This is a genomic window from Methanomethylovorans sp. PtaU1.Bin093, from assembly GCF_002067275.1.
Taxonomy (GTDB): Archaea; Halobacteriota; Methanosarcinia; order Methanosarcinales; family Methanosarcinaceae; genus Methanomethylovorans.
In genome coordinates this window covers 43,199-69,394 of record NZ_MVQX01000060.1, presented here as the reverse complement: position 1 = coordinate 69,394, position 26,196 = coordinate 43,199, and the positions used below count along the sequence as shown (strand labels likewise).

24 protein-coding genes and 1 tRNA gene are annotated in these 26,196 nt (G+C 45.4%); 9 read left to right on the top strand and 16 right to left on the bottom strand.

The window, feature by feature from the left end:
- Window positions 1-106 precede the first annotated feature (106 nt).
- A complete protein-coding gene (locus tag A4E24_RS07510) occupies window positions 107-3,154 on the bottom strand; it encodes an FAD-binding and (Fe-S)-binding domain-containing protein (RefSeq protein ID WP_292352663.1) in 3,048 nt (1,015 codons plus the stop codon).
- 187 nt (window positions 3,155-3,341) lie between these two features.
- Between A4E24_RS07510 and pyk the strand changes: the two genes are divergently transcribed.
- Window positions 3,342-4,781 (top strand): pyruvate kinase, encoded by a 1,440-nt coding sequence (pyk, locus tag A4E24_RS07505; protein ID WP_292352670.1) that lies wholly within the window; start codon window positions 3,342-3,344, stop codon window positions 4,779-4,781.
- 2 nt (window positions 4,782-4,783) lie between these two features.
- Here pyk and msrA read toward each other — a convergent pair whose 3' ends face one another.
- A complete protein-coding gene (gene msrA / locus A4E24_RS07500; protein WP_292352662.1) occupies window positions 4,784-5,257 on the bottom strand; it encodes a peptide-methionine (S)-S-oxide reductase MsrA in 474 nt (157 codons plus the stop codon).
- Window positions 5,258-5,621: 364 nt separating this feature from the next.
- Between msrA and A4E24_RS07495 the strand changes: the two genes are divergently transcribed.
- Window positions 5,622-6,422 (top strand): sensor histidine kinase KdpD, encoded by an 801-nt coding sequence (locus A4E24_RS07495; RefSeq protein ID WP_292352661.1) that lies wholly within the window; start codon window positions 5,622-5,624, stop codon window positions 6,420-6,422.
- Between the two features lie 7 nt (window positions 6,423-6,429).
- Here the strand turns inward: A4E24_RS07495 and A4E24_RS07490 are convergent, their stop codons facing one another.
- From A4E24_RS07490 to A4E24_RS07475, 4 genes are read right to left on the bottom strand one after another with little or no spacing between them, the layout of a single operon-like run.
- Complete coding sequence (locus A4E24_RS07490; protein ID WP_292352660.1) at window positions 6,430-7,410, bottom strand: formylmethanofuran dehydrogenase; 981 nt, start codon at window positions 7,408-7,410, stop codon at window positions 6,430-6,432.
- Window positions 7,403-7,771, bottom strand: a complete 369-nt coding sequence (locus A4E24_RS07485; RefSeq protein ID WP_292352659.1) for an ATP-binding protein — start codon at window positions 7,769-7,771, stop codon at window positions 7,403-7,405. Before A4E24_RS07485 ends, A4E24_RS07490 begins: the two co-directional genes overlap by 8 nt.
- A 16-nt stretch (window positions 7,772-7,787) precedes the next feature.
- Entirely contained in the window at window positions 7,788-8,126 is a 339-nt protein-coding gene (locus A4E24_RS07480) for a CGGC domain-containing protein (RefSeq protein WP_292352658.1), read from the bottom strand.
- Between the two features lie 8 nt (window positions 8,127-8,134).
- A complete protein-coding gene (locus A4E24_RS07475) occupies window positions 8,135-8,467 on the bottom strand; it encodes a cupin domain-containing protein (protein ID WP_292352657.1) in 333 nt (110 codons plus the stop codon).
- A gap of 124 nt (window positions 8,468-8,591) precedes the next feature.
- Here A4E24_RS07475 and A4E24_RS07470 point away from each other — a divergent pair, with 124 nt between their 5' ends.
- Together A4E24_RS07470 and A4E24_RS07465 are read left to right on the top strand one after the other, a co-directional pair.
- The gene (locus A4E24_RS07470) at window positions 8,592-8,948 is read left to right on the top strand and encodes a helix-turn-helix domain-containing protein (protein WP_292352669.1); all 357 of its coding nucleotides are present in this window, start codon (window positions 8,592-8,594) and stop codon (window positions 8,946-8,948) included.
- A gap of 256 nt (window positions 8,949-9,204) precedes the next feature.
- Window positions 9,205-10,524, top strand: a complete 1,320-nt coding sequence (locus A4E24_RS07465) for a glycerate kinase (protein WP_292352656.1) — start codon at window positions 9,205-9,207, stop codon at window positions 10,522-10,524.
- A 12-nt stretch (window positions 10,525-10,536) separates the two neighbouring features.
- Here the strand turns inward: A4E24_RS07465 and A4E24_RS07460 are convergent, their stop codons facing one another.
- Complete coding sequence (locus A4E24_RS07460) at window positions 10,537-11,379, bottom strand: TatD family hydrolase (protein ID WP_292352655.1); 843 nt, start codon at window positions 11,377-11,379, stop codon at window positions 10,537-10,539.
- Window positions 11,380-11,474: 95 nt separating this feature from the next.
- On the opposite strand from A4E24_RS07460, the gene A4E24_RS07455 reads away from it, so the two are divergent.
- The gene (locus tag A4E24_RS07455) at window positions 11,475-12,503 is read left to right on the top strand and encodes an isocitrate/isopropylmalate dehydrogenase family protein (RefSeq protein WP_292352654.1); all 1,029 of its coding nucleotides are present in this window, start codon (window positions 11,475-11,477) and stop codon (window positions 12,501-12,503) included.
- 135 nt (window positions 12,504-12,638) lie between these two features.
- Here A4E24_RS07455 and A4E24_RS07450 read toward each other — a convergent pair whose 3' ends face one another.
- Window positions 12,639-13,988, bottom strand: coding sequence for an isopropylmalate synthase (locus tag A4E24_RS07450; protein ID WP_292352653.1), 1,350 nt, complete (start codon window positions 13,986-13,988; stop codon window positions 12,639-12,641).
- A 213-nt stretch (window positions 13,989-14,201) separates the two neighbouring features.
- On the opposite strand from A4E24_RS07450, the gene A4E24_RS07445 reads away from it, so the two are divergent.
- Window positions 14,202-14,705: an amino acid-binding protein gene (locus tag A4E24_RS07445; protein WP_292352652.1), complete on the top strand. Its 504-nt coding sequence runs from the start codon at window positions 14,202-14,204 to the stop codon at window positions 14,703-14,705.
- Between the two features lie 30 nt (window positions 14,706-14,735).
- On the opposite strand, the gene A4E24_RS07440 is transcribed toward A4E24_RS07445, so the two are convergent.
- From A4E24_RS07440 to A4E24_RS07430, 3 genes are all read right to left on the bottom strand, one after another.
- A complete protein-coding gene (locus tag A4E24_RS07440) occupies window positions 14,736-15,929 on the bottom strand; it encodes an NAD(P)/FAD-dependent oxidoreductase (protein ID WP_292352651.1) in 1,194 nt (397 codons plus the stop codon).
- A gap of 2 nt (window positions 15,930-15,931) precedes the next feature.
- Window positions 15,932-16,645, bottom strand: a complete 714-nt coding sequence (locus tag A4E24_RS07435; protein WP_292352650.1) for an HAD family hydrolase — start codon at window positions 16,643-16,645, stop codon at window positions 15,932-15,934.
- A gap of 297 nt (window positions 16,646-16,942) precedes the next feature.
- Window positions 16,943-17,899, bottom strand: a complete 957-nt coding sequence (locus tag A4E24_RS07430; RefSeq protein ID WP_292352649.1) for an alpha/beta hydrolase — start codon at window positions 17,897-17,899, stop codon at window positions 16,943-16,945.
- A 192-nt stretch (window positions 17,900-18,091) separates the two neighbouring features.
- Between A4E24_RS07430 and A4E24_RS07425 the strand changes: the two genes are divergently transcribed.
- Window positions 18,092-19,255 carry a PAS domain-containing sensor histidine kinase gene (locus A4E24_RS07425; protein WP_292352648.1) on the top strand — a complete coding sequence of 388 codons (1,164 nt, stop codon included), beginning with the start codon at window positions 18,092-18,094 and terminating at the stop codon, window positions 19,253-19,255.
- 232 nt (window positions 19,256-19,487) lie between these two features.
- The gene (locus A4E24_RS07420; RefSeq protein WP_292352647.1) at window positions 19,488-19,661 is read left to right on the top strand and encodes a hypothetical protein; all 174 of its coding nucleotides are present in this window, start codon (window positions 19,488-19,490) and stop codon (window positions 19,659-19,661) included.
- Between the two features lie 155 nt (window positions 19,662-19,816).
- Here the strand turns inward: A4E24_RS07420 and A4E24_RS07415 are convergent.
- A tRNA-Arg gene (locus A4E24_RS07415) sits at window positions 19,817-19,888 on the bottom strand.
- A gap of 65 nt (window positions 19,889-19,953) precedes the next feature.
- Entirely contained in the window at window positions 19,954-21,222 is a 1,269-nt protein-coding gene (locus A4E24_RS07410) for a DEAD/DEAH box helicase (RefSeq protein ID WP_292352646.1), read from the bottom strand.
- A 454-nt stretch (window positions 21,223-21,676) separates the two neighbouring features.
- Here A4E24_RS07410 and A4E24_RS07405 point away from each other — a divergent pair, with 454 nt between their 5' ends.
- A complete protein-coding gene (locus A4E24_RS07405) occupies window positions 21,677-21,898 on the top strand; it encodes a CDGSH iron-sulfur domain-containing protein (RefSeq protein WP_292352645.1) in 222 nt (73 codons plus the stop codon).
- A 374-nt stretch (window positions 21,899-22,272) separates the two neighbouring features.
- Here the strand turns inward: A4E24_RS07405 and rpsJ are convergent, their stop codons facing one another.
- The 3 genes from rpsJ to A4E24_RS07390 form a co-directional block, all read right to left on the bottom strand.
- Window positions 22,273-22,584: a 30S ribosomal protein S10 gene (rpsJ, locus tag A4E24_RS07400; RefSeq protein WP_292352644.1), complete on the bottom strand. Its 312-nt coding sequence runs from the start codon at window positions 22,582-22,584 to the stop codon at window positions 22,273-22,275.
- 33 nt (window positions 22,585-22,617) lie between these two features.
- The gene (gene tuf, locus A4E24_RS07395) at window positions 22,618-23,886 is read right to left on the bottom strand and encodes a translation elongation factor EF-1 subunit alpha (RefSeq protein WP_292352643.1); all 1,269 of its coding nucleotides are present in this window, start codon (window positions 23,884-23,886) and stop codon (window positions 22,618-22,620) included.
- A 115-nt stretch (window positions 23,887-24,001) separates the two neighbouring features.
- Entirely contained in the window at window positions 24,002-26,194 is a 2,193-nt protein-coding gene (locus A4E24_RS07390; protein ID WP_292352642.1) for an elongation factor EF-2, read from the bottom strand.
- Window positions 26,195-26,196 lie beyond the last annotated feature (2 nt).

Sequence of the window (26,196 nt, the reverse complement as noted above, 5' to 3'; positions counted from 1 at the left end):
AATGTGAGGGTTACGTCAACAAAAAAAGAACAGGCTTTTAACTAAAGCCTATTCTAATTTATTATTCTCCTCCCTTTTCCAAATGCAATTTACATCATTGCATCTTTCAATGTGCCTTGATGTACTCTATCATCTTCGGTGTCAGCAGCGGTGCGATCTGCGGAAGCATGTTCGGCATCAGGTTCGCCATTGCAGCGGGCATCAGGTCAGGCATCTGTTCCAGCATGTAGTCCGGCATTGGTACCCTCTTTTCCACTGCCTTCAGCATCTTTGGCATGACCTTCGGCATAAGGGATGGCATGAGCAAAGGCATCATCCTCGGCATCATGGGTTTCATAAGAGCATCCATGCCTGGTACATATTTGACCGTCTTCATCATTGCCTGCATGTATGAAGGCATAGCTCCAATCATATCAGGCAACAGCTCCACCATCATCTCGGTCATGTTCTCAGGCAACATGAGATCTATCATCTTGTCGAATGTTGCCCATGCGGTAAGAGCGACATTCGTGGTATCAGGAATGTCATATCCCAGGCTGCGGGCTGCAAGTGCACCGAGGTCCTGGATCTCCAGGTTAACATTGTTATCCCTTGCTGCTATCCTGAACTGCACCATGCAGCATGGACAGAGAGCGGCCATTATGTCTGCGTCCTGGGCAACGGCCTCCTGCAGGCGCACGTTCCCTATCTTACCTGCCACCTTCGGTTCATCGATAAGCGTTACCACGGAACCGCAGCAAAGTGCTTTCTCTCTGTTATGTTCCATTTCCCTGAACTGCACACCTGGTATGGCCTTGAGCAATTCACGGGGCGGCTCATACACACCCGAGCCAGCCCTGCCAATGTGACATGAATCATGCCACGCGACAACCTTGTTCAGTGGCACCTTGAACTTCGGCTTCAGCACATCCAGCTTATCCACAAGCACTTCCGAATAATGTTTTGCTTCTATGTTATATTGCATACCCAGCTTCTCAGCCCACTGGGGGTAGAGAGTTTTCCACATCAACAGGCAGGCAGGACATGAGGTTACAACCGTCTTCACCCCCTTTTTCTGCATATTTGCAGTGTTCATTTTCATTATTTTCTCGAAGATGTCCCATTTCCCCGCCACAAGCATAGGGATCCCGCAGCATGCTTCCTTGTCGCCCAGGTATGTGAACTCTATACCTGCTTCGTCAAGAAGGCGTACAGCACCCACAGCCACATCCTTTTCCACAAAGGAGGCGGTACATCCTGCAAAATAGGCTATTTCTGCCTTATCCTTTATCTTGGCACGTATATCGTTGGGCAGCCAGCCATCCCTGTCCTTTCTGTAATTGGCCCAGATGTTCCTTTCCTTTTCAAGGCTCTGTGCCATGATCTCAAATGGCGGGATGGTCATCATCTTCTTCTTCTGGACAAAGTTTTCCCTGAGCGTCATCCAGGAACGCTCTATGGGCAGGTCAAGCTGGCAGTAATGGTCACACATCTCACATGTGGTACATGCAAGGAAGGTATCCACCTGTTCCTGATCCAGCTCCGCTCTGCCTGCGATGTATTCTTTCAGGAAGAACCACTTTCCCCGAGGGGACTGAGATTCCCAGCCCCTGCCGTAATACTGGTCGCACTCGCGCACACAGTAACCGCACTGAGCACAGGTGTAGGCATGTGATAGCACCTCACAGGGTATGCCTTTCTGGTCGGTGAACTCATGTGCACCGACACCGGAGCGATTGCCTACGAAACGGGCAAGGGGCTCAAAGCTCTTTGCCATGGAAAGTCCTGTCTTCATCAGGGTTTTTCCGGTCAGTGTTTCAGGGTTCATTATGTCCTTTGGATCAACCTGTTTTTTAAGTTCTTGGATCTTGGTAAGTTTATCTCCGAAAACCTTGTCAGCGTTTTTCGCAAAGTACAGCCCAGATGTGTAGATGCGCCCTCCGTTCGCTTCTGCGATCTTCACTATACTGATAGCGAGGGGAAATGCCATGTTGAACTTAAAGGACAGTTCTGAGTGCGGCATGAAACACAGCAGCACCGCCTCGTCGCTCTTGGCGACCATACCTTCCACAAGCACTGTAAGACCTATCTTTTTATTGATCTCCTCAAAAACCTTTCCAATGCTGGACACAGGCACGATCACTTCTGCGGGAATGAACGAAGGACCTAGTCTTTTGACCTTCATGGACCTGAACCATTCTTCTGTCTCATGCTTAGCTATCTCATCAGGCAATATTTCTCCGCCAGCCTCTTTGATGATACCTTTGAGCGCACTAACGTCCCTGGACCCAGGATAGGCGAAATTACAGATATAGGCATTCGGCAGTTCTGGCCTGTGTTCTTCCACCGGTTCTCCGTAATGTGTCTTTGGAGGGGCCCTGTTCTTCATCTGTGCCCATTCAGGGTTGATGAACGATACAGACCAGAGAGGTACTTTACGCTCTCTGACAAGTTCGATGGCTTTCTGCATGCTGGTGGCATCCGGGAACTTTGCAGATATAGCTGCGGTCTTTTCTAATCCTCTTACTTTAAGAGTGACCTGTGTGATGATACCCAATGTACCCATGGTGCCCACGATCTTCTGCAGCTCATCGCCTTTGAAGTCTTTTACTTCCCCATTGGGAAGCACTACCCTGGCGCTTTCCATGGTGTCCTGGGACCAGCCATATTCATAGCTGCCGTATCCCAGGCCGTTCTGCGCAAGCCATCCGCCCACTGTGGCTGACATTGCGCTGGAAGGTACAGCCTGTGCTGCAAGCCCCTCCTTATTCAGCTTGGATTCCAGTTTTTCCCATACGATGCCTGCACCCACTGTTACCTTCATGTTCTCTTTATCGATGCTTATGATCTTGCGCATGGGAGTGACATCTGCAATGATGCCTCCCTTAGTGGGTATTACACCGCCGTAGCCTGAGGATGCACCTGCCCGCGGGACTATAGCTATTTCGTATTTGCGGGCAAATTCCATGAGCTTTACAGCCTGTTCCTCGTCCCTTATCTTTACTATGGCCGCAGGTTGTGTATTTCCAAGAAATGTCTTTACAACAGGTGGCAATGATCCAACATCATGAGTGTAAAAATGCCTTTCCTTCTTTTTGAAATTGACCCCTTCTCCAAAAATAGATGCAAGATCTCTTTTCTGTTCTTCGTTCAACTCGTATACTGCTTTTACCATATTTTTACCCCATGTGATCTGATGAATAGTTACAGTACTGATGTTGTATAGCAGTAGTATTTAAATGAATGCAAGTACTGTTGAATGCTTGCTGTTGACAGAAGTACCGATGCCTTGATAGTGAATTGTATACGTAAACCATAATTAGTATCAATGACATGTTTAAGCATCAATATCAGTATGTGCTATTATGCTTCCTGATCATAGAACTAAGATCGTATGTACAATTGGTCCTTCCTCTTCTTCTGAAGAAGTGCTCAGGGGATTGATCCTTAAAGGTATGGATATAGCTCGCCTGAACTTTTCCCATGGTGAGCTTTGCCATCATAGGGAGCTCGTCCACAGGATACGGAAAATATCAAGCGAGATGGGTAAGATAATTGCTATTCTCGTGGACCTTCCCGGACCTAAGATACGGGTTGGCGAACTCGTTAAAGAGCCATTGCTCCTGCAACAGGGGGAAACAGTGGTGCTCACTTCATCTACGGAACTCCCTGAAGAGTCTTTCATACCGATAGACTATCCAAAGCTCACGGAAAGTGTTTTTCCAGGCAGTCTTATTTATATCAATGATGGGTTCTTACAGCTTGAATGTCTTGAAGTGTCCGGAAAGAATGTGAAATGCAAAGTGATCGTTGGTGGAGAGCTTACATCTCATAAAGGTGTGAATCTCCCGGGTGCCGGTGTGTTCCTGGAGCCGGTAACCGAGAAAGATCTGCTGATGATCGATTTCGCTCTGGGTGAAGGGCTTGATTGTTTCAGTATATCTTTCATCGAATCAGCAGATGATGTAAAAAAGGTAAGGGAATATGCTGCCTCAAAAGGCAAGCAGGTTTTTCTGGTGGCAAAGATCGAAAGGGAGAAGGCGGTCCAGAACATCGATGGCATTCTCCTTGAAGCAGATGCCATCATGATCGCAAGGGGTGACCTGGGTGTCGAGATCCCTATAGAGGACGTTCCGATAGTCCAGAAAAAGATAATCCACAAGGCAAACCTTCTCAGCATTCCTGTGATAACTGCTACACAGATGCTGGAATCCATGACCTCCAACATACGGCCCACACGCGCTGAAGCAACGGATGTCGCCAATGCGATAATAGATGGGACAGATGCAGTGATGTTGTCAGCTGAAACAGCAGTAGGCAAATATCCCCAGGATACTGTGGAAATAATGGCAAAGATCGCAAAGCAGACCGAAAAGTGGCGCAGTAAGTCCAAGACGGGCATATACCAGATGAAGAAGGCCATGAGCAAAATGAATCTGCAGATCGATGATATCATTGCCCTGCAGATAAACGAGGCTTTACAACAATTACCTATTAAATATGTACTTGTTCCGACCGCATCAGGGGAAACCTGCAGACGCATCTCCAGGTTCAGGCCAGATAGCTGGATCATAGGTCTCAGCAGGTATCCGAATACGTGCAACAGCCTGGCCTTTCAGTATGGAGTTTTTCCTGTATTAGTAGAAGGAAAGGTTACTGATTGGGAACATACGGCTTTTGAAAAGCTCAAGCAATATGGCATCTATGCTCCCGGGGAACTGGTCATAATCACTCAGGGACAAACTGCCGGCCATGGGAAAAAAGGAGGAACGAACCTGCTTAAATTCATCAGGCTGGAATGACCCTAGTGGATCCTGCAGCCACCCATCCCTCCCTTTTCAAAGTATTGCTGATGATATTCCTCTGCCCGGTAAAAAGCAGATGCTGGCACTATCTCAGTGACTATGGGTCTTTTGAACTTGCCAGAGTTCTGAGCTCTTTCTTTTGATGCGATTGCCGTATTTTTTTGTTCCTGGTCGTGGTAAAAGATAGCGGATCTATATTGGGTGCCAATGTCCGGTCCCTGCCGGTTGGCTGTAGTAGGATCGTGAATGTTCCAGAACACTTCAAGCAACTGTGCATAGCCTACTACCGCAGGATCGAAGAGAATGTCAACGGCTTCAGCGTGTCCGGTCCTTCCGGTACATACATCTTCGTATGTGGGATCTTCAAAATTCCCGCCCGTATATCCCACAGCCGTTGCTATTACTCCCTTCACTCTTCTGAAATTAGCTTCCACTCCCCAGAAACATCCTGCTGCAAACGTAGCTTTTTCCATTGCTCTTTACCTTCAATTTCCTTTAATATGTTTTATATCATTTTTTCCTTTATTCTTTATTTATCTTTTCGTTAGCTTCAAATAAGAAGGAAGTATACTTCCGTATATCAAAAAGTATATATTTGATTTGTATACATGTACTCCCCAAACTTCCAGAGGGTGACTGATGAAAAAAAGCAGTATATATCGAATGGTACTAATTTTTTTAATACTATCATTCTTTTTTCTACATCTGGTCGTCGGAAGCGAGACGTCTTACTCAAAGCTGCAGCATGGTCCAGTTCCCTCTAGATCCCTTAATGTGCCCACCGGAGGATCTGATCAAGCATCTTTTTTGCAGACCATAGGCTTTTATTTGTTTTGGATGGCCCAGCTATTCATCATCGTATTTATTGTGGCACTGTTTCTTTCCCGGCGTAACAATTTGCTCAAGCAAGAGCTATTGCAACGCAAGAATATGGAACAAAGGTTACAGCAATATGCCAGTGAGCTTAAGCATTCCAATGAAATGAAGGACCTTTTTGCAGATATACTGCGGCATGATCTGCTCAACCCTGCAGGGGTAATCAGGGGTTACACGGAACATTTGCTGGAAATTGAAACAGATATTAAGAAGCTCCAATATCTTCAAAGCATATCCAGATCAAATAAGAAGCTCATAGACCTTATAGAGGAAGCAGCTTCTTTTACAAAACTTGATACCTTGGGCAGTATACCCCTTGAAAAAAAGGACATTGGTTGTATCATAGACAATGTGATTGAATCCATGAGGATGCAGATATCAGAAAAGAATGCCAAAGTTTCTTTTTTCCGATCTGGCCCGTATCCTGCAAATGCCAATAACCTGATGGAACAGGTATTTGTGAACTTTCTGTCCAATGCACTAAAGTATGGTCCTCTGAATGGAAATATAGATATTAACGTCATAGATGCAGGCGATTCATGGAAGGTGTGTTTTGTGGATGAAGGTGATGGTATACCTGATGAGTTCAAGGAAGCCATCTTCGAACGTTTCAGGAGGGTGGAGAAAGGTGCAATAAAAGGATCAGGTCTGGGTCTTGCAATAGCCAAAAAAATAGTGGAACTCCATAGTGGGCAACTGGGAGTGACTGACAATCCGATGGGTAAGGGGAGTGTTTTCTGGGCAACCTTCCTTAAAGCATGATCCGCGGTCAGATTCTCCTCATAACTATGGATCCGTCTCTCATATGCACTGTAACGAACTTTTCTTTTTCCTTTTCAGGTTCATATTTGTTGTAGAGCATGGATTCAACACGGCCGGTTTCCATGGTTCTGCGGATAAGCTCGATGTCATCTTTTTCAAGCCTTGCCTTGACCGCCGGAGGACTCGTACTGACTTTTTTCTTTGAATATATGGCTCCTCCTGTCATGCCTGCACCCACATAGCCTTTTGCATTTATGAAGATCAATCTTCCGTCTTTCATATAGGCACCTGAGAATTCGCCGACACTGCCATGAACCACGACTGTCCCGCCATCAAGGTGTGAACCAGTGTTCATTCCCGCATCCCCTTTGATCATTATTGTTCCCTGCTGCATAAGTACGCCAGTACCGTTATAGACATCTCCTTCCACAAGGATAATGCCTTGCCAGTTACATCTTGCTCCTACGGTTCCTCTAAGGATGCCATCGTTCAATTTGAGGGTGTTTTCAGACAGTGAATTGTTCTTTAACGTATCCTTGCCGGGCCCGTTGGAGATCAGATCTGTTATGGAACGGAACTTCCTGTAGCCTTCGACATCAGAAGTCACTTCCAATATGTTTCCCCAGGGTTCTTCTATGTTGCCTTTTATATATATGCTTCCTGATGCCATTCCCATACCGGCTTCAGGTCCTACATCACCTTCGACGAATATATTTCCCGCCTTTTCAGTTCCACCTGTACCTCCCAGATGTTTCAGGTCTGTCCCTGCGCTATAAGCGAGCCTTTTACCTGCATTTCCATCTATGCATACGTCTCTGCCGGCCTTGAGCTCAGCTACAAGGTCTGCGTATGTGAAGGAAGTGCCTTCCTGGGAAGGTATCACATCTTCAGGCTGCAGCTTGCTGTCGTTCCAGCAGAAATTGAACGTATAATCGCACAGGTTGTCGATAGGTTTCAGGATCCTTATCTTCAGCATGTTCTCATCCATGTATCAATGATGGCAGACAGCGTGTGCACACCCAGATGCTTTCCATTTTATAGCGCAAAGGCATGAGATATCTTTCCTTCTCTCCCTTTCCGCACTTAAAGCATCTTATGGATATATCTGTACTGCGAGGTTGTGATTCTGCCTTTTCCCTGTTGAATTCAACGGTTTGCCTTTGCTCGACCGAGATAGCTCCCTGCGGGCATACGCCTATGCAAAAGCCCATGCCATCGCAGAGCTCCTCTGATACGACCCTTGCTTTACCGTTGACAAGCTGTATGGCACCCTCTGCACAGGGAGATATACATTTTCCACAGCCGTTACATTTCTCTTCATCTATTTTCACTATGGTTCTAATCACCATGATATGCCACTTCTCCTTAATGATGTGTGCCTTCCACCAGTTCCATGCCGGCATTTAGAACTGTCCTTTTTATCTCTTCTATGTGCGGACACTTTGGATAGTTATCCATCTGCATGCATGAACTGAGATGTACTACGTCTACTTTGAACCGTCCAAGGGATTTCAGCAGGCGGTATACTCTGCGTCCGGAACATCCCCCGCAGGTAAAGAATGCTACTATTTCAGTGTTACTTCCATATTCCCTGAAATGTTCCTTTCTGTTATTAAATGCCATGAAACAACCGACACCAGGACAAGCTTCTGAAACAATGTCGCATCTCATTACTGCTATCTTCTTTGTCTGATCATCTGTCATCGTGCACCTCAGGAGCGTACCATGACCAATAGCATTTTGAACCCCTTCAAAGCCATCAGGCTGTGAGGCTGATCTGCGGGCATTATGATCATCTCTCCCGCCTTCACCAAATGTTCCTTTTCCTGTATATTGACCTGGGCTTCTCCTTCCAGCAGGAACGCCATTGCGTCAAAAGGTGCAGTATGCTCGCTCAATCCCTGTCCTTCGTCGAAAGCAAAAACAGTTACCGTGCCATTTTTTGTTTGGGAGAGGGTGCGGCTGACAACTGCTTCTTCCTGGTAGTTTACCAGCCCGGACGTCGTAAGTACTTCCCCTGAAGGGGTTTTGCTGAGGAATTGCATGATATCTCGCTCCTTTAAATAGGCAGGCAAGGCCCGGCTATTTTTCACTCGATTTGGTATCTTTAAGATATTAAGTATAAATAAGATATTAATTTATATACTATGCAGTTTCTATATGGATACTATGAAGGATTGTACCGTTTACAAGACAGTAGATATAATTGGCAAAAAGTGGTCTATGTACATCTTATTTGAACTTCATAAAGGTGAAAAGGGAGAAAAAGGATTCAATGAGCTTAAGCGTAAGCTCAAGGACATTACGCCTAAGACCCTTTCAGCCAGGTTAAAGGAACTGGAAGAGCAGGGTTTGGTACAGAAGATCATTGACGATTCTGTGCTTCCGGTCCGCTGTGAATATTCCCTTACTGCCAGCGGAGATGAATTCATATCTATAATACGCGACATCAAGGCATGGGGCCTTAAATGGAAGTTTGGTAATAAGGTATGTGAAAACTCTGTGTGCAGACTTTGTGAACTATAGTCAGCTATCTTTGTTCAGCATATATTTGTTTTTGGCAAGCGATGTGGCCGGATAATTTGAGAAGATTTAAGTAGATGGAAAAAGTTTTGTTCTGGCACAGTTATCCATAGTGGTGATCCACTGGCTTGTGGACAGTGGCGTTTCATGCCAGCAGAACATTTCGATCCATAAGTACAGGTCTGCAGTCAGATGAAGGAAGCCAGATGGGAATCCTGGCAGGCAATAAATAAGAACCGAGTTCTTGAGTGAATAGATTATGCACAATGGTCTAAAGAAAGATGCAGCTGAGATCCTTAAAAGTGCCATAGAGGCTGTGGAGCCTTCTGTTGCTGTCAAAAGGGCATTGGCAAGGGATAAGAACACATTACAGGTAGGGAACCGTTCATATGATCTGGACAAGTTCCGAAACATATATGTCGTAGCTTTTGGAAAAGCCTCAGTGCCCATGTCAAAGGCTCTTGAAGAAATTCTCCATGATCTGCCTCTTAAGGGTATGGCGATCACTAAATACGGGCTTGGGAGCAAACTTGAGCAGATCGAGGTATATGAGGCCGCACATCCAGTTCCTGATGAAAATAGCCTTAAAGCAGGTCAGATGGTAAAGGAGATGTTATCTCAGGCAGGAAAAGAAGATCTTGTTTTTTTCCTCATCTCTGGTGGTGGTTCTTCTCTGTTCGCACTTCCACGTAAGGATGTATCTTTTAAGGAGTTTGTCAAGCTGCATGAAGCTTTGCTATCTTCAGGTGCGACTATAAAAGAGATCAATACTGTAAGGAAGCACCTGTCCGTAGTAAAGGGCGGAGGTCTTGCAAGAATGGTTTTCCCTGCCCAATCGATCAGTCTTGTGCTATCGGATGTGGTGGGTGATACTCTGGATATAGTTGCTTCAGGACCTACCGTTCCTGATTCATCCACATTCGAAGATTTCTATGATATTGTGGAGAGGTATCAGATCAAACTTCTCCCTTCCATAAGTCGTTTACTGGAGGATGGACTGAACGGATTGGTCGAAGAAACGCTCAAAGCAGGGGATCCGGTATTTGATCGTTGTTATAGCAAGCTTATAGGTACTAACTGCATTGCTCTTGACGCTGCTGAAAAGAAGGCTTCACAGATGGGATACAACACTCTGCTGCTAAGTTCTTATATTACAGGCGAGTCTAAAGAGATCGCAAAGGTATTTGCCGCTTTGGCAAAGAATGAACTGTTGCATGGAAGGCCCATGTCAAGGCCGGCCTGCATTATTGCGGGCGGGGAAGCTACTGTCACCATCAGGAATGGTGGTAAGGGTGGAAGATGCCAGGAAATGGCTCTATCCTTTGCGATAGAGGCGGAAGGCCTGGAAGATATGTTGTTCCTTGCAGCCGGTACGGATGGCATCGATGGTCCCACTGACGCAGCAGGCGCATTTGCTGATGGGAGCAGTGTGGAAAAAGCCGCAATGCAAGGTCTGGATGCGAGGGAGATGTTGAATTCACATGATTCATATCCTTTCTTTGATGGCATCGGAGATCTGCATAAGATCGGTCAAACTGGTACAAATGTGATGGATATCTATATTCTGCTTGTGAAGTAATTATGTGTGGTGTCAAAGCTCGATGTCTACATCATATACAAGTTCGGGGTTTTCCTTGTGGATCTTCCAGAAGGGCTCCTCCCCGTACTCTTCCGCAAGTTTTAATGTTCTTTTGGGTATGGTCTTGGGCCCAAGCACAGCCCCCGGCCTTTGCGGATCATCTATGTAATCCGTTTCCATCATGAACCTGGTGCCTTGGGTCAATGCTTCTTCTATGGCCCCTTTGCCCGCCAGCACTCCGGGAAATATGCCAAGTCGTTCACAGGCACTCACCAGGGGAGGAGCGTAATGCTTTACCACTTTGTGGAGGCCGATTCCTGTTTTTCTTGCACGGGCAGTAATGTCCTCAAGCTCAGGCTCTCCTACGCTTTCCGTATGCAGCTGCACGGCGCAATTCAGGTCTTTTGCCAGGGTGAAGGCATGTTCCATTATCTCATTGGAAGCGTCCCATACTTCCGGTGTGACCGGATAGTGTGGCCTCCCGCTTTTCAAACCCACAGCAAGTCCTTTTTCCACATATCGGGCAGCTATGTCCAGTCCTCCTTTCATCGTTCTTACTGCGGTTTGCAGATCCATGTACTCCAGAAGATGAGTGATCTCGGCAGGATGCACTCCCAGCACAGGAAATGATCTCACGCCGGTCTCATTGATCTGTCCGGAGATCTCTATGGTCTCTTCAAAAACAGCTATCTGGTCCTCAGGCCTTGTGACTTTGACACCTAGTGTCCAGGATGGCTTCATCACAAGGAATATATGTGTTCCTCCTGCCTGCTGGAACTCCCTGACAGCTTCAAGACCTTTGCTTCTGGGATCTATATGCATGTGTTCGTCTGTTATGGGGAAATTGCCACTCATACTTGAATATATATGTTATATCAGGATTAAGGTTTCGTGTTTCATGGCGAAGGCTTAAAAATGACCTATGCCTTTAGAATGGTCGGTGATTAATAGTGAGCAAGACTGCAGCAGTAATCAAAGGGGATGGCGTAGGTCCCGAACTGGTGGATGCGATGTTCAAGGTAATGGAAGCTGCCGGAACTGATGTGGAGTTCATAACATGTGATGCAGGTGCCACATGGTGGGAGCAGCATGGTGGCAATTCCCTTATACCGGATGAGACATGGGACATCCTTGACAATTCTAATGCATGCTACAAGGGCCCGACCACAACACCCGGTATAGTGGGTGCCCCGAGAAGTGTGGCTGTTTCTATAAGGCAGAAATATGACCTTTATGCCAACGTGCGTCCCATCAAGACCTTCCCTAACACCAGCAGGCCTCTTGGTGATGTTGATTTCGTGTGTGTCCGCGAAGGTACCGAAGGGCTGTATGTGGGCGAGGAGATACGTCTTACAGATGATGTGGCCATAGCCATCAGGAAGATCACTCGCACAGCAAGCGGCAAGGTTGCAAGATACGCCTTTGAGGAAGCCAAAAGAAGAAATTATGATACCGTTGTGGCCATCCACAAAAGCAATATTCTCAGGCGCACATGTGGTCTGTTCCTGGAAGAGGTGAACAAAGCGGCTGCGAGCTATCCGGGTATTGAAGTGTGGGAATACCACATCGACAATATCGCACAGCAGCTGATCAAGAACCCGCAGATCTTCAACAACAAAGTGTTACTTTCCACTAACCTGTTCATGGATGTGCTCAGTGAGGAATGTTCTGCCCTTGTGGGAAGCATCGGCCTGATATATTCTGCCAATATAGGCGATAATTTCGCCATGTTCGAGCCAGCTCACGGTTCTGCGCCCAAATATGCCGGATTGGACAAAGTGAATCCTGTGGCTACAGTACTTGCAGGTGCCTGGATGCTCGGATATCTGGGTGAACCAGAGCGGTCGGCAGCCATATTCAGGGCTACTGAGCGTGTCATATCCGAAGGCAAGTATGTCACGTACGATCTGGGAGGCAATGCAAAGCTCAGTGAGATGACAAATGCGATCGCAAAGTATACTGCAGAGGAGCTTAAGTAATAGCTTCTCTTTGTTATTTTTATAGACCCTCTAAAAACCGGTCCCAAGTCAGGGAATTAAAAAACAAAATTGGTGGCAGACATCCATTACATTTGATATTGAGTAGTCTGCCAGTGTTTCTGTGTTTTATATTATTCAGTCCACTTCGTCGTACATACGAGGTTTGATATCACGCTGATCGTTTCCCGGAGCATGTTCATGACCTTCATCGTCCTCTCTGCGGTGCAGGTCCTGGTTCACTATGGGGTTGAACATGAAGTACTTCTTGACATAGGCGCGGATCTCCTCATCGGAAATGCAGGAAACCCTCTTTTCTTCATTGAAGAGTCTCTGGATGTCTGCCTGTATACTCCTTAGACGCTTATCGTTCTTATCTACCTCTATGTGAACATCCATCATTTCTTTTAGCGTTTCCTGTACCTTGAACTTAAGCACCTCTATTCCCGAAGAATCCCCGATTAGGAAGTTCCTTTGGCCTCCAACCATCTCGGGCGGATATGGTTCATACGTGAAGGGGTTCTTGATAACGCCTGCAGTATGGATACCTGACTCGTGGGCAAATACGTTCTGCCCCACCACAGATTTATTTCGGGGTATCCTTATACCGATCTCCTTCTCCATGAACTTGGCAAATTCCACAAGGCAGCTCAGATCATATTTCTCAAAGCCCTTGATACGCCTTTTCAGGAAGACCAGCAGTTTTTCCATCTCTGCATTGCCTGCCCTCTCGCCAATGCCCAGGTATGTCACATTGGACCAGTTGGCACCGTGCCAGTAGCCTGCCAGGGAGTTTGCGACTGCGAGCCCGAAATCATCATGGCAGTGAGTTTCGATGTTCTTCGCACCGAGCTCATGTTTCAGGTATTTGACAATAGTGGGTATTCCGTAGGGTTCATCTACGTTCATGAAAGGGATGCCGTATCCTATGGTGTCACAGATCCGGATGGTGCAGTCAGGATCGATCTCAAGTATCTTTTCCACCAGGGGGAACACGAAATCATAATTGTCAGCACGGGTCATATCTTCGATATGAGCGCGTGTCCTAAGACCATGGTCTACTGCATATTGCAGAGCATTGAGATATTTTTCCTGGGCTGCTTCCCTGGTTGGAAGTTTCATCTTATCGTAGATATGGGGATCGGACACGGACATGAGGATGCCTGTTTCTTCTATTCCGTCAACATTGAGGACCATGTCGATATCCGCAGGATTTGCACGAGCCCATCCTGTTATTTCCGGGAATTCATACCCTTTGTCCTGCATGAGTTTGATAGCCTTTCTATCTCTTTCATTATAGACAAATGTTTCCAGCTTTTCAATGCCGATCATATGCAGATATTCGTATATCTGCACTTTGTGCTTGCTTCTTATAACAATGCCCGGCATCTGGGCTCCATCCCTTAAGGTACTGTCACTGATCGACACCTCCTGCCCATGGGGAAGTTCTATCTTAGGCAGGTCATCATAGTCCCGGTATGTCTTCATATATTTCCTCCAACAACGCCAGCATAAATATAGTCTGGCAAAATAATACGTTCACATCTGCATTTAAAGGCATGGTCCCATATGCCTTTAAGGAGCACAGGACCGTCCAGCGGGTGTGTACAAAACCTGCTATTCTACATGTGTGTTCAGATTAAAAGGTTTTCTTTGCTATCTGACTTAAGGATTTATAATTTAAACGCTAATCTATAGACCATGTGGAGCACCATAATGCAGAAATTCCAAAAACACCCTGCTCAGCAGAAAGTCATAAGGCTACTTTTCGAGCGCGGTTTTCAGGTTAACGAAGAGGGAAAAGTTACATCCGGTAAGATAGAGATCCCCCATACCCAGCTTGCACGGGAGGTAGGGGTAGACAGGCGTGTGGTGGACTCTACCACAGAGGCCATACTTGAAGACCCTCTCTTGAAGAACATATTCCAGAAAGTGCATTCCATACCATTTTTAAGGGATGTGGCTCCTTCTCTTGGCCTTGGAGTAATTATCATAATTCCAGATGATGCGGCACATTCGGGTATAATCGCCGACGTTACCGGTGTGATCTCCATTCATGGTGTCAGCATCAGGCAGGCAGTTTCGGATGACCCTTATTTTACGAATGAACCACGCCTGACAATTATCACTGACAGCAAGGTTTCAGGAGAAGTTGTAGAAGAACTTCTCAAATTGAAAAGTGTAAAAGGGGTAAGTATATCCTGATCCTTCATATCAGGTTCTGAGGTTTGGATCTCACAGCACAGCTTTTGCAAAGGCCGTGAAGAGCTTCACCATATGCACTGACCTTCTTGGGTCAAGCATTTTCCTGATGAGTATAGAAGGATGGTCCATATCCCCGTATTCCGTAATAGTGTCCACAATAGAAGGTGTGTTCATAGCGCCTAGCAATTCATCCAGTTCACTGTCGCTGAGACCTTTGATGAAATCATGTATCTTCATACCCATGCTAAGTTCTTTTCCAATGGCGGCTTTCCATTGTTTTTCATATTGTTGTAAATTGCCTGCAGAAGCATCGTCATCAAGGGAAGCTGCCGCCTTCCCGGCAATTTTGGCACATAAAACACCTGTATAGATGCCACCTCCGGAAGTCGGTTTAGTTTGGCCGGCAGCATCGCCAACTACCATTATCCCATCAGCATAGGTCCTGCGCAGGGGTCCTATAGGTATGCCACCAAATACCATATCTGTCAGGCCACCCTGATAGCGGGCTGCAATATGAGGATGATGTTGAAGCAACCATTGCAGGCATTCATTAGTTTCAGGGCCATTGATACCATCGGTTGCCAGTCCTATTCTTGAAATATGTTCATCCACAGGCACTGTCCAGGCAAAGAACCCAGGTGCCTTCGAACCTACGAACAGCTCGACAAAATCAGGGTCATCTGACCTATATGGAGCTTCTACCTGTATACCCGGCATGATCCTCTGCACATTTCCAAGACCCGCCATCTTTGCCATATTACTGCGTACTCCATCTGCAGCAATGATCACTTTTGCCCGGATGTTCTGCACGTTGCCTTTTTCAAGCACGCTGAGAGTCTGGGAACTGTTGCTGAGCTGCATTCCTGTTGCACGCGTCCTGAGCATCACGTCAACCCCGGCATCTGCTGCCATCCTGAAAAGTGTTCTGTCGAACATTTTTCTTGACACTACGTACGCTTTTGTTTTGCCTCCGTCTATAGGCAATGGTCTTTCAGAGGGCGGGTGAACATAGGCTCCTCTGACAGAGTTAAGGACAAAGTCATCGGAAGGTTCAACATCGCATTCTTTTACCGCACGTGTGCTGAGCAGGCCTGTACATCCCACCGGTGAACCTATAAAAGCATGTTCTTCAATAAGCAAAACCTTTGCTCCTTCCTCACATGCGTAGCGTGCTGCAGTTGAGCCGACAGGTCCGCCTCCTACAACAATGACATCATACTGCATGTTTATTCTCTTTTTCCAGTTTTGAACAGGTCGAGCACTTCGCTGATATCGTTCAGTATAATATCAGGATCTGCAGTTCCGCAGGGTCTGTATGTATCGTTGTTCCTGTCCCCGTAAGCTGCATAGGCAGTGAGCATTCCTAAAGCCTTTGAAGGTGCAATGTCCCTGCGCAGGCTGTCACCAACGAAGAGAGTTTCACAAGGCTGCAGGTCAAGTGCTTCCAGAGCAAAAAGGAAGGTTTGATGCGAAGGTTTGCTTGAACCTGTGATGTCCGCACAGAAGAGAGCGTCCAGCCATTGAGAGAAACCGGTCTTTTCAAGTCTCTTCTTTGCATTTTTACTGTGTGCGTCTGTAAGTATTACAATTTTCAGTCCCATTTTCTTGAGTTCCCTGATAGTGGGAATGGCGTTTGGATATGGATCCACAGCTCTTAATTTCTCTGTTTCGTATATCTTACAGCATTCATCATACGTAGATCGTGAGAATACGCCCATATCCAAAATATAGTCCCGTATATTGTTCCAGTCTTCGAAGCCGCAGCCTGGTCTTCTGAAGTACTGGAAAAGTTCAAGTGCATCTCCACATCCAAGGTGGTCCACTATCTCCTGGCAAGCACGTGTTTTTGCTTCCACAAAATCAAAAAGTGTATTGTCCATATCGAACATGATGGAGGTAAGGTCATCGGTATTGAGTATAGCCTGTGTTTCAAGCTTCATGAATTTCCTCTCTGTATCTTTCAGACAACATGTAATAGTTAAGGTCTATAATAAAAGATGTGTTCTTATGCAGAGTGAGTTTTATATATGTCTTGTATATATCTGGATTAGTATCTATTTAATACGGGTGATCATCAGATGTCTATCGATACCATTGAACCTAACAGAGAAAGTAACCTTGAGGATAATATACAAGTGCATGGACCATGTGAAAGAACAGACGGCTTTTACTCATCTTGCGGGCAGGCTTTTATCCGGGCGCCATCAGATAAATGCCGTTGAGATCTCAGGTGGTCTTCATTCCGGCCATTGGTCAAAGATAATTGCCAGTTCTTTTTCTAATTCTCCTTTTGCAGATGGACTATATCCGTGTATGCTGCCATTCACGGTATACATTGCTTTTGGTGCTTTGGCCAATTCAAATGTAACCTCGGCCATGCTGTAGGGAACTATAGTATCATTAATAGCATGGATCAAGACGACTTTCCGGGGTGATATTGTTGCTATGTAGTTATCAGGATCTATGGACCTGTAGAATTTGTATGCATTTTCATTGATCCTGTTCTTATCAATTGCGCCAGTCTGGTACCCCGATGTGCTGATGCCAATGACTCCCTTGATCCTGGGGTCAAGAGCTGTTGCAATTATGGCAAACCTCCCTCCGTTACTGATTCCAAGCATAGCTATATTTTCAGGATCCACTTCCTTCTGGTCTCTTAACACTTCAGCAGCCATGAGGGCATCATATACCATGCTATATTCAAAGGGACCTTTACCTTCTTCAAATAGTTGCAGATCAGTTTCAGGGTTCACAACCCCCTGGTTACGCTGGTCGATAGTGATGGTGGCGTATCCCATATCCGCAAGGTCGGATGCAAGCCCCTGTTGTTCTTCCTTTGCGGTCCCGGCTCCGGGAAGCACTACTATGCCAGGGACTTTTTTGTCAGATAGAGGAAGGCGCATGAGTCCTTGTATGATGCTGTGCTCACTGGTGAATGTAAGATATTTAAGCGCATTCCCATTTTCTGTCATTTTAGCTTCAGTGATGGAATAATCTGCTTTTTCCGGCAGATCATAAGATAGTACCCCTTCATCAGAGACAGACCATTCCCCGGAACTTCTCATGTTGTGTAATATCCCAATGGCGCCCGTGATCATAAGCACAACACCTATTCCGATCGCGATACTGCGCATCCGGATGTCCTTGCTCCGATTTTGCAGGGCACTGCCTTTCAATTTTTTATTCCTTTTCATCCGATCTCCCCATTGATATTTCAATATCCACTATCCTAAATACTTAAATCATTTCCCTTTGAAAAACGTGGGTTATAAATGTACAATGATACTCCTTTTAATTTATGTTTCCATTTAACTATATGATTTAATGCTGAGTATAAATTTTTATAAGTAGAATATTATATATGCAGCCAGAGAGTATGTTGGTACATGGCAGTCTCGCAAAGAGATATTTCCAATAGGAAGCTTTCAGAGGTAACTTTAAAGGAAAGTGAAGAAAAGTTCCAGGCGCTGTATGAAAACATTCCCAGTGGAACTCTGATCATTGGGCAGGATTATATTATCGAGGATGTTAATCACAAGACCTGCGAGATCACGGGTTTTTCAAAGGAAGAGCTTGTAGGCCAGTTATGTGATATTCTGTGCCCAAAAGGATCAGGATCAAAAAAATGTCCTATATGGGTTGAGGGACTTAATGGGTTTCAGGGCATGGACACTACTATCAAATGCAAGGATGGTAGGAAGAATCCCATTCTCAAGAACACTAAAAGGATCAGTCTGCATGGTAAACAGTATATCCTTGAGAGCTTTCAGGATATCAATGAACGTAAACAAGCAGAAGAGGCAATGTTACATGCGAAGCTGGTAGCTGAGGAGGCCAGCAGGGCAAAGTCCGAATTCCTGGCAAATATGAGCCATGAACTAAGAACTCCACTTAATTCTATAATTGGTTTTTCCCAGGTCTTGAATGAAGGGACATTTGGAGATATGAATGAAAAACAAGCAAAATATGTCCGGAACATCTTGAACAGTGGAAAACACCTGTTGCATCTCATCAATACGATACTGGATCTTTCTAAAGTAGAAGCAGGAAAAATGGAGTTGTATTGTGAGAGATTTTATGTCCAAGAGTTATTGGATGATCTAAGTATAGTCATCCATCCTATGGCAGTTAGGAAGAACATAAGATTTGAGATCAATGAACTTACCAATAATGCACAGGTATGTGCAGATAAGACAAAGCTCAAGCAGATAATGTATAACTTGCTTGACAATGCGGTAAAGTTCACTTCTTTCGAGGGGTCAGTGACACTTACTCTAGAACTTATTGACAGTGAATTGCAAGTATCCGTATCAGACACGGGTATCGGGATCCCTCGGGATGCCATTGATTTTATATTCAAACCTTTCATGCAGGTTGATCCGTCTACCTCGAAGATCTATGGCGGCACAGGGCTTGGTCTTGCGCTGGTGAAGGAATTTGTTGGATTGCATAAAGGCAGGGTGTGGGTGGAAAGCGAGGAAGGCAAAGGGTCTACTTTTAAATTAAGGCTTCCACAGCAGGAACCAAACAAAAAAGAAATTAACTATTGAAAATAATGTAAGTCACTGTATTTGCGAAATTGTTCTTTTTTAACGGACCACGACAATCTTTGTCCATTCCACAAAATGTTAGCATCATCATGTATAGAATCAAAAATATATTAATATTTTCTTATGAATGGAATGGAGTACTAGAAAGACTTCAATTATCAATCATTATAAAATATTCTCACGATTGTTTATTAAAATTTTATTTATATAGTTAGCCCGCATATTATCTATTATGTTAGAAAAACTGTGGTTATTAGTCCTCGTAACAGGTATTGGATCAATAATAACTGAACATATGATATTAGGGATTGCTTTGACTTTTGTGGGCTTTGCGTTGGCAAGATATAAAGAAGAGTACGTGTATACAGAAACTGGCTATGAAAACCAGACTGTTACAGCAGTTTAAAAAAATTATATTCTTTTGCCTGTCCACATAAACCTTTTGAGTTTCTTCTGAGTATTGTTTAGAATGGTATTTATGTGGTTTTTTCAGTATAATTTTCAGTATAAGTATGTTGAGCAAAAAAAGCAGTAACTTTTAGAATTAGTTAATTTTTTTAGCGGACCTGCCGGGACTCGAACCCGGGTTCTAAGCTCCGGAGGCTTAAGTGATATCCGCTACACTACAGGTCCAGAGAGTGAATACCGATAAGGTATTCATCACTGATAAATGTGCTGTTGATGTTATTTTCAGATTGTCAGCGGCCTCTTGCAGGACGCGGGTTCCTTGCTACAGGATGCTGCCTGTTCTGTTTCTGTGGTCTGGTTCTCTGTCCGGATCCATGCTGTTTTCTTGGTGCAGGTTTCGCTGCCTCACCTGTGGCATTTTTTGCCTTTTCCGAATGATAATGGTGTTCTGCAATTTCTATTTCCTGGCATGTGAGTTTTTCGATGCTGCGCAGGTAATCGCGTTCGTCTGCCGCACAGAATGAGTATGCTGTGCCATCTGATCCTGCTCTTGCCGTACGTCCTATGCGATGCACATAATTCTCTGGCTCGTTAGGAAGGTCATAGTTTATAACGTGAGATATATCCTCAATGTCAATCCCACGCGCAGCAATATCGGTTGCCACCAGTACCCTCACATTTCCGGACCTGAAGTCATCCATAGCTTTAGTGCGCTGGTTTTGCGATTTATTCCCATGGATGGCATCCGCTTCGATATTGTTCTTATTAAGCATCAAAGCCACTTTGTTTGCACGATGTTTTGTGCGGGTGAACACCAAGACCGATGTTAAATGGTTATGCTGCAGAAGGCCGAGCAAGAGGTTATCCTTATTTTCCTGGTCCACGAAAAAAACGAACTGGTCTATTTTTTCCACAGTTGTAGCCTGTGGAGTGACTTCCACGTGCACCGGGCTGGTAAGAAGCTTGCGCGCAAGTTCTGCTATCTGTGGGGACATAGTAGCAGAAAAGAAAAGAGATTGCCTTTTCACAGGAAGCAAGGATACTATCCGGTACACATCTTTGATAAAGCCCATGTCAAGCATCCTGTCGGCTTCGTCAAGCACAAAGAACTCAACAGCATTTAGCTTTGCATATCCCTGGTCAAGGAGGTCAAGTAACCTCCCTGGGGTGGCTATCAGGACATCAACACCATGCGATAAGGCCTTTACCTGAGGTCCCTGCCCGACACCACCAAAAACAACAGTGTGCCGGAACCTTATGAACTGCCCATAAGTGGCAAAGCTCTCCCCTATCTGCGCTGCAAGCTCTCTTGTAGGCGCAAGTACAAGTACCCGTGGCATTCCAGGCTTAGATGGTCTGTTCACCTCAGACAGTTTTTGAAGGATCGGCAATACGAATGCGGCAGTCTTGCCTGTACCTGTCTGGGCAATGCCTATCAGATCCCTGTTCTCCAACAGGTGGGGTATAGCCTGTGCCTGTATCGGGGTGGGTGTAGTATATCCTTCATTTTCAAGCGCTCTTTGAAGTGGTTTTTTGATCTTTAGGTTTTCAAATGACATTTTACCTCTTGATTTAATAACACAGGGACAGATTTAATTGCAGACTCACATTCAGGATAGGTCAATTGAAGGCTACAGCATGGCAAAAAGCTCAATACAGAGCTTCAATTTTATTTTACGGCTCATATGTTCCCAGAACAAAAGAATCTAGTTTTTAGCATATCATCTATCTATTTTTTCCCCGTGTGCATATATTATGATAATTTTTTCGGCTAATTCTAGCAGATGAGTTCATTGAACAACTTTTTATTATTTTAATCTATTTACAACTTACTTTTTCCATGGTTCTTTTCAATTGACATAAATATGACAGTCCCAAAAATAATCAGTCAATATCTATACTGTAATCCTTAAATCTGAAGTCCCAACTTTTTTTATAAGATTACGTGTTTCTACCCAAGCTGCATCAAAAACAATATTAACTTATGAATATTAGTAGAAGTTGGGAATTATCATGACACATGCAGAAAAGACGATTTCTCATAAAAAACCATCTATAGAGATCACAAAAAATGGTCCTTATATTGTAAAGAATGTTGATCACTTGATCAGTTCACAAGGTGCTTCTTTGTCAACTCAGCCTGTAATGGCTTTGTGCAGGTGCGGCGGGTCCGCCAGTAAACCTTTCTGTGACGGCACTCACAGCTCTATTGATTTTGAAGATGACAAAACCTGAGAAAAAGAAGATGCTCCTCAAAAGGAGCTTCTTCTTAAACATCTTTTGTTGCCCTTCCCAGGGACTTGATAAGTTATATCATAATGCCCATGCCTTTCATATTCGCTGCCACTGGTCCGGTGTACCCTGCTCCTAAAATCAGTACTTTTTCTTTTATATGAGCTCCCATTTTCTCTATGAGTCTTTTTACGGATATACGTTACTTTTATGATGCTTTTTCATCGTAGTATTCGAGAATATGAATAAGTACTTCCTAAAAATGACTTTTAACAGCAGTTCTGTCACAAAAACCTTTCACAGCTAACACTACCGGCTTTATCAAAGAAAATAAAGAAAAAAAGAGGGTTACAGATCAGATCTGTAACTTTATGTTTTTAGTTCTGGAGCACGATCTCTATGTTGATATCCTTCGGCACCTGAATGCGCATGAGTTGCCTCAATGCCCTTTCATCGGCAGCGATGTCTATCAACCTTTTATGTACTCTCATTTCCCAGTGGTCCCATGTTGCGGTCCCTTCGCCACTGGGGCTCTTCCTAGTAGGGACAACCAGTTTCTTGGTAGGAAGAGGCACTGGTCCAGAGATGCTGACCCCTGTCCTCTCAGCGATAGCTTTTACCTGATCGCAAACTCCATCCAGATTTACCGGACTGATCCCTGATAATCTAATTCTTGCCTTCTGTGCCATATTATTCTCCTCTGAGATAAAAGGAGAGTGTCCTTATTTCTGTTTGACACTCATGCACATGCCGGCAGCAATGGTCATTCCCATATCACGGATGGCAAACCTTCCAAGCTGTGGAATGGATTTTACAGGCTCGATACACATTGGCTTTGTTGGCCTAACGGTTACAATTGCCGCATCTCCAGCCTTTATAAAGGTTGGGTTCTCTTCCTTGGCCTGTCCTGTCTTCGGGTCAAGTTTCTTGTCTATTGACATAAGGGTACATGCGGTCTGTGTGGTGTGGCAGTGGAATACTGGTGTATATCCGACCGTGATCGCAGATGGGTGCTGGAGTACCACGATCTGTGCACTGAATTCTTCGGCAACGCTTGGTGGATTGTCGCTGTGTCCGCATACGTCTCCTCTGCGCACGTCAGCCTTTCCTACACCTCTGACGTTCCAGCCAATGTTGTCACCAGGTCCAGCCTGAGGGATTTCCTCATGGTGCATTTCAATGGATTTTACTTCTCCACCTGCGCCAGTTGGCATGAATACTACCTTGTCACCTTTCTTCATTATACCGGTCTCTACTCTGCCTACAGGCACAGTTCCAATACCGGAGATGGTGTATGCATCCTGCACGGGGATCCTGAGTGGCAGCTTGTCCGGCTTTTCTGGAGTCTTGAGTGCGTTAAGAGCTTCAAGTATGGATGGTCCCTTGTACCATGGAGTGTTCGGGCTGGGTGTCTTTGAGATATTGTCACCCTCAAATGCAGAGGTTGGAATGAATGGGATCTCAGATGCCTTGAAACCGACCATGCCGAGCAACTGTGAAACCTGTTCCTTTACTTCCTTGTACCTTTCTTCGCTGTACTTTGCTGCGTCCATCTTGTTGACGGCAATGATCAGCTGGTTGATACCAAGGGTTCTGGAGAGGAATATGTGTTCCTTTGTCTGTGCCATGACGCCATCAGGTGCGGCGACCACAAGGATCGCAGCGTCTGCCTGGGATGCACCTGTGATCATGTTCTTGACGAAGTCACGGTGGCCTGGGCAGTCCACGACTGTGAAATAGTATTTGTCGGTATCGAACCTTCTGTGAGCGATATCGATGGTGATACCCCTTTCTCTCTCTTCCTTCAGAGAGTCCATAACCCATGCAAAGGCGAATGACTCCTTTCCTTTCTCTCTTGCTTCCTGCTTGTATTTCTCGATCATGTGAGCAGGTACTGCTCCTGTTTCGAACATCAATCTTCCGACAAGTGTTGATTTGCCGTGGTCGATGTGACCGATGACTGCTAAGTTCATGTGTGGTTTGTCAGCCATTTAAATCGTCTCCTATTTGATATTGCTTAAGTATGATTTGTCCTAATAGTTTTTTCTACGTTTAAACCTTTCCGAGGAAAAGCTGCAGGATAAAGGCATAAGCCTTCTCTACAGCTTACATGGAGAGATAATCGGATGCCTGTGGGATCTCCTTCTTCAGGCCTTTTCTTTGCCTGATGGCTCCCACTACCTCACCCAACAGGTTCGTAGGCAGTGTTTCAAAGCCAGCGAACTCTGTGCTCCACATTGCACGGCCTTCGGTCGCAGATCTTATATCACCGGCAAAACCGAACAGTGCAGCTACAGGAGCCCTTGATTCAATAATTGTAGTGTCACCTTCAGTATGCATATCCATTATTATTCCACGGCGACCCTGGATCTCCTTCGTGGCTCCACCCATCTGGTCCTGTGGTACCTGGATAAACACTTTCTGATAGGGTTCAAGGAGTGTATCTCCAGCCATAAGCATGGCTGCCTGTATAGCCTGTCTGGAAGCAGGAATTACCTGAGCGGGTCCTCTGTGCACAGCGTCTTCGTGCAGCTTTGCATCCACTAACTTGATCTTGATGCCCATACATGGTTCCCTTGACAATGGGCCTGCTTTCATTACCTCCTGGAAGCCCTCAAGGATAAGTTCCATTGTTTCGTTAAGGTACTGGATACCTTTCGTCATATCGATATAGATATTGGACTCGTATATGTCTACGATACCTTTTGCCTCATCCTTGTTCATTCCAGCTGCCATGAGCTTCTCACGGCGTTCCAGTTCCGGCATATTCATGGAAATATCGCCGTTACGGATCAGTTCGATCACTTCTTGCTCCAGAGGTTCGATCTCCACATAGAACCTGTTGTGTCTGTTGGGAGATTTACCTTCCACTGGACCAGCTTTGTCACGAATGGTCTCACGATACACAACTATTGGTGGTGTAGTAGTGATCTCCACTCCTTTATCACGCTCGATCCTGTGTGCAATGACCTCCAGATGAAGTTCGCCCATACCTGCCATCAGGTGCTCTCCGGTCTCCTCATCAAGAGTGATCCTGAGCGTTGGGTCCTCTTTTGCCACCTGTCTCAGCACTTCGACAAGCTTTGGAAGGTCTTTCATGTGTTTTGCTTCCACAGCAACTGTCACCACTGGTTCACTGCCATGTTTTATGCTTTCAAAGGGTGTCATGTTTTCCAGCGTGGTTACCGTGGATCCAACTATTGCATCCCTAAGGCCTGTTACAGCAGCAATGTTGCCTGCAGGTATCTTTTCTACTTCAAGCCTTTCTGGGCCCATGAAAATTCCTACCTGCTGTATCCTGTTCTTCTTGGCAGCACCGGATACGTATACTTCCATCCCGCGGGTAAGACTTCCACTGAAAAGTCTGCCAGTGGCCACTTCTCCTGCATGTGGGTCCATGGATATGTCCGTGACCATGAATGTAAGGTCTGCAGAGGCATCAGCGCCCATCATGGCTTTTCCTATAGGTGATTCTTTATCCCCATGCCAGATAGCTGCTACTCTTCCCTTCTGTGCCTGCAGGGGATTTGGCAGGAACCTGACCACCATGTCGTTTACTACCTCATGCAAAGGACATTTCTCAGCAAGTGCCTTCATGTCCTCTTTCTTACAGTAGTCATATACCTGATTGAAACTGATTCCAGTCTTTTTCATCATTGGTACGCTTATTGCCCAGTTATAAAGTGCTGAACCGAAAGCTACAGTACCGGCCGCGGCATCTACTCTCCAGCCTGCCTTGTATCTCTCTTCGTTCATTCCTTTGATAAGCTTGTTAACATGGTCTATAAGCTTCCCTAGTCTGACCTGCATTTCCTGGGAATCCACCTGTAGTTCGTTTATAAGACGATCCACTTTATTGATGAACAACACAGGCTTAACATGCTCTCGAAGGGCCTGCCTCAGCACGGTCTCTGTCTGTGGCATTGTACCTTCGACTGCATCAATTACAACTACGGCTCCATCCACTGCACGCATGGCACGGGTGACGTCACCGCCAAAGTCAACGTGACCAGGTGTGTCTATAAGGTTGATCAGGTATTCCTGTCCCTCGTATTCGTGCACCATTGAAACGTTGGATGCATCTATGGTAATTCCCCTCGCCTGTTCCTCCTCGTCGGAGTCCATGAAGAGCTGCCTGCCTGCCAGTTCCTTGGATATCATTCCGGCCCCAGCCAGCAGGTTATCGGATAATGTGGTCTTACCATGATCAATATGCGCAACTATTCCAATGTTGCGTATCTTCTCAGGTGTGCCCATCAATGCAGTGACGCGCTCCACCATTTTCTTTCTTCTTCCCATAA

What these genes read in the sequence shown, in the direction of transcription:
- A4E24_RS07510 (WP_292352663.1), bottom strand. Translation starts at nt 3,154, where the DNA reads ATGGTAAAAGCAGTATACGAGTTGAACGAAGAACAGAAAAGAGATCTT.
- msrA (WP_292352662.1), bottom strand. Translation starts at nt 5,257, where the DNA reads ATGGAAAAAGCTACGTTTGCAGCAGGATGTTTCTGGGGAGTGGAAGCT.
- A4E24_RS07495 (WP_292352661.1), top strand. Translation starts at nt 5,622, where the DNA reads ATGGCCCAGCTATTCATCATCGTATTTATTGTGGCACTGTTTCTTTCC.
- A4E24_RS07490 (WP_292352660.1), bottom strand. Translation starts at nt 7,410, where the DNA reads ATGGATGAGAACATGCTGAAGATAAGGATCCTGAAACCTATCGACAAC.
- A4E24_RS07485 (WP_292352659.1), bottom strand. Translation starts at nt 7,771, where the DNA reads ATGGTGATTAGAACCATAGTGAAAATAGATGAAGAGAAATGTAACGGC.
- A4E24_RS07480 (WP_292352658.1), bottom strand. Translation starts at nt 8,126, where the DNA reads ATGACAGATGATCAGACAAAGAAGATAGCAGTAATGAGATGCGACATT.
- A4E24_RS07475 (WP_292352657.1), bottom strand. Translation starts at nt 8,467, where the DNA reads ATGCAATTCCTCAGCAAAACCCCTTCAGGGGAAGTACTTACGACGTCC.
- A4E24_RS07470 (WP_292352669.1), top strand. Translation starts at nt 8,592, where the DNA reads ATGAAGGATTGTACCGTTTACAAGACAGTAGATATAATTGGCAAAAAG.
- A4E24_RS07465 (WP_292352656.1), top strand. Translation starts at nt 9,205, where the DNA reads ATGCACAATGGTCTAAAGAAAGATGCAGCTGAGATCCTTAAAAGTGCC.
- A4E24_RS07460 (WP_292352655.1), bottom strand. Translation starts at nt 11,379, where the DNA reads ATGAGTGGCAATTTCCCCATAACAGACGAACACATGCATATAGATCCC.
- A4E24_RS07450 (WP_292352653.1), bottom strand. Translation starts at nt 13,988, where the DNA reads ATGAAGACATACCGGGACTATGATGACCTGCCTAAGATAGAACTTCCC.
- A4E24_RS07445 (WP_292352652.1), top strand. Translation starts at nt 14,202, where the DNA reads ATGTGGAGCACCATAATGCAGAAATTCCAAAAACACCCTGCTCAGCAG.
- A4E24_RS07440 (WP_292352651.1), bottom strand. Translation starts at nt 15,929, where the DNA reads ATGCAGTATGATGTCATTGTTGTAGGAGGCGGACCTGTCGGCTCAACT.
- A4E24_RS07435 (WP_292352650.1), bottom strand. Translation starts at nt 16,645, where the DNA reads ATGAAGCTTGAAACACAGGCTATACTCAATACCGATGACCTTACCTCC.
- A4E24_RS07430 (WP_292352649.1), bottom strand. Translation starts at nt 17,899, where the DNA reads ATGAAAAGGAATAAAAAATTGAAAGGCAGTGCCCTGCAAAATCGGAGC.
- A4E24_RS07425 (WP_292352648.1), top strand. Translation starts at nt 18,092, where the DNA reads ATGGCAGTCTCGCAAAGAGATATTTCCAATAGGAAGCTTTCAGAGGTA.
- A4E24_RS07420 (WP_292352647.1), top strand. Translation starts at nt 19,488, where the DNA reads ATGTTAGAAAAACTGTGGTTATTAGTCCTCGTAACAGGTATTGGATCA.
- A4E24_RS07410 (WP_292352646.1), bottom strand. Translation starts at nt 21,222, where the DNA reads ATGTCATTTGAAAACCTAAAGATCAAAAAACCACTTCAAAGAGCGCTT.
- A4E24_RS07405 (WP_292352645.1), top strand. Translation starts at nt 21,677, where the DNA reads ATGACACATGCAGAAAAGACGATTTCTCATAAAAAACCATCTATAGAG.
- rpsJ (WP_292352644.1), bottom strand. Translation starts at nt 22,584, where the DNA reads ATGGCACAGAAGGCAAGAATTAGATTATCAGGGATCAGTCCGGTAAAT.
- tuf (WP_292352643.1), bottom strand. Translation starts at nt 23,886, where the DNA reads ATGGCTGACAAACCACACATGAACTTAGCAGTCATCGGTCACATCGAC.
- A4E24_RS07390 (WP_292352642.1), bottom strand. Translation starts at nt 26,194, where the DNA reads ATGGGAAGAAGAAAGAAAATGGTGGAGCGCGTCACTGCATTGATGGGC.